The organism is Flavobacterium sp. (genome assembly GCF_043773265.1).
Taxonomy (GTDB): domain Bacteria; phylum Bacteroidota; class Bacteroidia; order Flavobacteriales; family Flavobacteriaceae; genus Flavobacterium.
In genome coordinates, this window is the sequence record NZ_JAYVFH010000273.1 from 1 (window position 1) to 3,144 (window position 3,144).

General features: G+C 27.8%; 5 protein-coding genes. 2 read left to right on the forward strand and 3 right to left on the reverse strand.

The window, feature by feature from the left end; all coding sequences use genetic code 11:
* Window positions 1-237 (forward strand): hypothetical protein (locus ACH2BO_RS14390; protein WP_395045428.1); only part of this gene is annotated, 237 nt, incomplete at its 5' end.
* Between the two features lie 14 nt (window positions 238-251).
* Here ACH2BO_RS14390 and ACH2BO_RS14395 read toward each other — a convergent pair.
* Genes ACH2BO_RS14395 through ACH2BO_RS14405 form a run of 3 tightly spaced genes read right to left on the reverse strand, consistent with a single transcriptional unit; the run spans window position 252 to window position 1,748 of the window.
* Complete coding sequence (locus ACH2BO_RS14395) at window positions 252-665, reverse strand: type II toxin-antitoxin system VapC family toxin (protein WP_395045429.1); 414 nt, start codon at window positions 663-665, stop codon at window positions 252-254.
* On the reverse strand, window positions 665-916 hold the full coding sequence (locus ACH2BO_RS14400; protein WP_395045430.1) for a DUF6364 family protein: 252 nt from the start codon (window positions 914-916) through the stop codon (window positions 665-667). The genes ACH2BO_RS14395 and ACH2BO_RS14400 overlap by 1 nt, the downstream gene beginning before the upstream one ends.
* A 37-nt stretch (window positions 917-953) precedes the next feature.
* A complete protein-coding gene (locus tag ACH2BO_RS14405) occupies window positions 954-1,748 on the reverse strand; it encodes a DUF2797 domain-containing protein (RefSeq protein WP_395045431.1) in 795 nt (264 codons plus the stop codon).
* Window positions 1,749-1,862: 114 nt separating this feature from the next.
* Here ACH2BO_RS14405 and ACH2BO_RS14410 point away from each other — a divergent pair.
* A partial coding sequence (locus ACH2BO_RS14410; RefSeq protein ID WP_395045432.1) for a GH3 auxin-responsive promoter family protein occupies window positions 1,863-3,144 on the forward strand: 1,282 nt, incomplete at its 3' end.

Below are 3,144 nucleotides of genomic sequence, written 5' to 3' on the forward strand. Positions count from 1 at the left end.
TTAAAAACTGCCACAACAACTTTGGCAAATAATTTAATTAAACAGCAAAAAACAAAATTAATTGGAAAAGGAAAAACCGAGCTAGAAAAATTAATTGATAAAAATAAAAAACCTGGTGATACAACCAAAACTAAACTTCCTGTAACTAAAGACGAAGTGAAAACTAAAGCCAAAGATTTACTAAACGGATTGTTTAAAAGAAAAAACAAGATACCATTAAAAAACCTTAAATTATAAATATTATAAAGATTTTATAATATTGCTAATGCTTCATCTGGAGTTAAAATTAACAAACTACTATTTTTAAAATCTTTAGAATTTCTAGTGATAATTGCATCTATACTTTTATTTTTTGCAGAATGATATTGGATTGCATCCTCAAAATCTTTAAAATTAGAATTTAATGCATTTTTTATTGTAGTATTATTTACGTCTGTAGTTTCTATAAATGAATTTAGTTTATTTAAAATTAGCATTGTTTTTTCGTGTGAAGATGTGCTTTTTTTTATATAATAGTATATTGTAGCATATGATAATGCTGATATATAAAGTTTAATTTTTTTATTTATACCATTTTCAAAAATAATTTTTCCGTCATCAGAAAAAGGTTTTCTATCTATTAATACATCAATTACAATATTTGTGTCTAAAAAGAAATTTTTCATTATTTATATTTTTTAAAAATTTCTTCTGATACTATTTTTTTATAATCTAAATCATCATCCAATGGTTTAATACATCCAAGCAAACTAGAAACAATATCAGAAACATCGGCAACGTTATTTTCTTTTTGTTGTAATAATGATTTTAAATAATTTTCGATAATTCCAGATAAGGTTTTACCTTTTTTCTTTGCTAAATTTTTTGCCTCTTTAATTACATTTTCATCTAAAGACAAAGTAAGTTTTGTATTCATATACGTAAATTTAAAAATCAAATATACGTAATATTTTTTAAACCTCAATCGTTACAACATAACCTTCAAAAGTGCGAACATTAAAAACAGTTCCATCTTCAAAGAGTAAATATTGTCCTTTTATACCTTTTAATTTACCAGAAAAATTGGGCAATTTATCAAGATTTAAACTAGTAACTTTTTTAGGATATTCTAAAACCGGAAAATGCATTACATATAAATCTTCCTTAGTTGTATAAAAATATTCTTTAACTTCACTGGGAATTAAATGTTCTAACTTTAATCTTTCGGCAATTAAATCTACAGGTTCATACTCGTTTTTTAGCATTTTTTGCCAGTTGGTTTTGTCAGCATAATGATTTTTTAAAGCAACTTCTGTAATTCCGGCAAGATATCTGTTGGGAACTTCTACAATTGCAATTGCCTCAACTGCGCCTTGATCTATCCAACGTGTTGGTACTTGTGTAATTCTGGTTACACCAACTTTTACTTCACTAGATAATGCTAAATATACAATGTGTGGTTGCAATTGCACACGTTTTTCATACTCTAAATCTCTATCTTCAATTTCTAAATGTGCTGTACTTAATTCTGGTTTCATAATCCAATCTCCAGCAGAAGCACTACTCATAAAACAATCGTAACAAAAACCTTGACGAAAAATTTTCTTCTTTTTACCACAATGTAAACATTGATATCCTTTAAATTGAATTTCTAAATTTTTATTTAAAAGTTGATTTAAATGAAGAAAACTATTTTCAAAAACCAAGTAATATTCTATAGGATTAGAAAATTCTGTTTGCATTTTAGTAAGAACACCTTCGTAAGTCATTTGTTTAAAGTTTCGGGTTTAAAGTTTAAAGTTCAACAAAATTTGTTAATTTTGGTAAAGTTAATATTCTAATTTTAAACTTTGTATTTCCAACCTTGTAAATCGTAAATTGTAATGCCTTTTCCAATAATAAATTCTATAGCAACTTGGGTTTTAAAGCAACGCATTCACCAGATAGAGTTGTTCTTAAAATATCCTAACGAAGTGCAAGAAGAACTGTTGATGAACTTAATTCGTCAAGCAGAAGATACCGTTGTTGGAAAACAATACGATTATAAATCTATTAAAAATTATACTGCTTTCGCAGAAAGAATTCCGGTTTCTACCTACGAAGATTTGGAACCAATGATAGAATTAACTAGAAAAGGAGCGCAAAATGTTTTTTGGAATACGCCAATAAAATGGTTTGCAAAATCTAGCGGAACTACCAATGCCAAAAGTAAATTTATTCCTGTAAGTAGCGAAGCACTAGAAGATTGCCATTTTAAAGGAAGCAAAGATTTGTTGTGTATGTACTTAAACAACAACGAAAATTCTGATATGTTTATGGGTAAAAGTCTTCGTCTAGGCGGAAGTTCTCAAATTTATGAAAATAATAATTCATCGTTTGGAGATTTATCAGCTATTTTGATAGAAAATATGCCAATGTGGGCAGAATTTAGTAGTACGCCAAGCAATAAAACATCATTAATGAGCGAATGGGAAACCAAACTAGATGCAATAATTAATGAAACCAAAAACGAAAATGTAACGAGTTTTGCTGGTGTTCCGTCGTGGATGTTGGTACTTTTAAACAAAATTTTATCAGAAACTAATAACACCAATTTATTAGATCTTTGGCCCAATCTTGAAGTATATTTTCATGGTGGCGTAAATTTTGAACCTTACAAAGAACAATATCAAAAGATTTTACCCAACAAGAATTTTAAATATTACGAAATTTATAATGCATCTGAAGGATTTTTTGCCATTCAAGATTTAAATTATTCTAATGATTTATTGTTGATGTTGGATTACGGAATTTTTTACGAATTTATTCCAATGGATACTTTTGGCACACCAAATCAAAAAGTAATTAAATTGGCAGATGTAGAATTGTTTAAAAATTATGCTATTGTAATTACAACCAATGCTGGACTTTGGCGTTATATGATTGGTGATACAGTTAGATTTACTTCTTTAAAACCTTACAGAATTAGAGTTTCTGGAAGAACAAAACACCATATAAATGTTTTTGGAGAAGAACTAATGGTAGAAAATACTGATAAAGCAATTGCTCAAACTTGTTCTCAATTAAATAGTGAAGTAAAAGATTATACAGTCGCGCCAATTTTTATGAAAGACAAAGAAAAAGGCGCACACGAATGGATGATTGAATTTAAAAAACCTCCAACAG

Excerpts from the sequence above, each read along its gene's own strand:
- ACH2BO_RS14395 (WP_395045429.1), bottom strand. The coding sequence starts at position 665 with ATGAAAAATTTCTTTTTAGACACAAATATTGTAATTGATGTATTAATA.
- ACH2BO_RS14400 (WP_395045430.1), bottom strand. The coding sequence starts at position 916 with ATGAATACAAAACTTACTTTGTCTTTAGATGAAAATGTAATTAAAGAG.
- ACH2BO_RS14405 (WP_395045431.1), bottom strand. The coding sequence starts at position 1,748 with ATGACTTACGAAGGTGTTCTTACTAAAATGCAAACAGAATTTTCTAAT.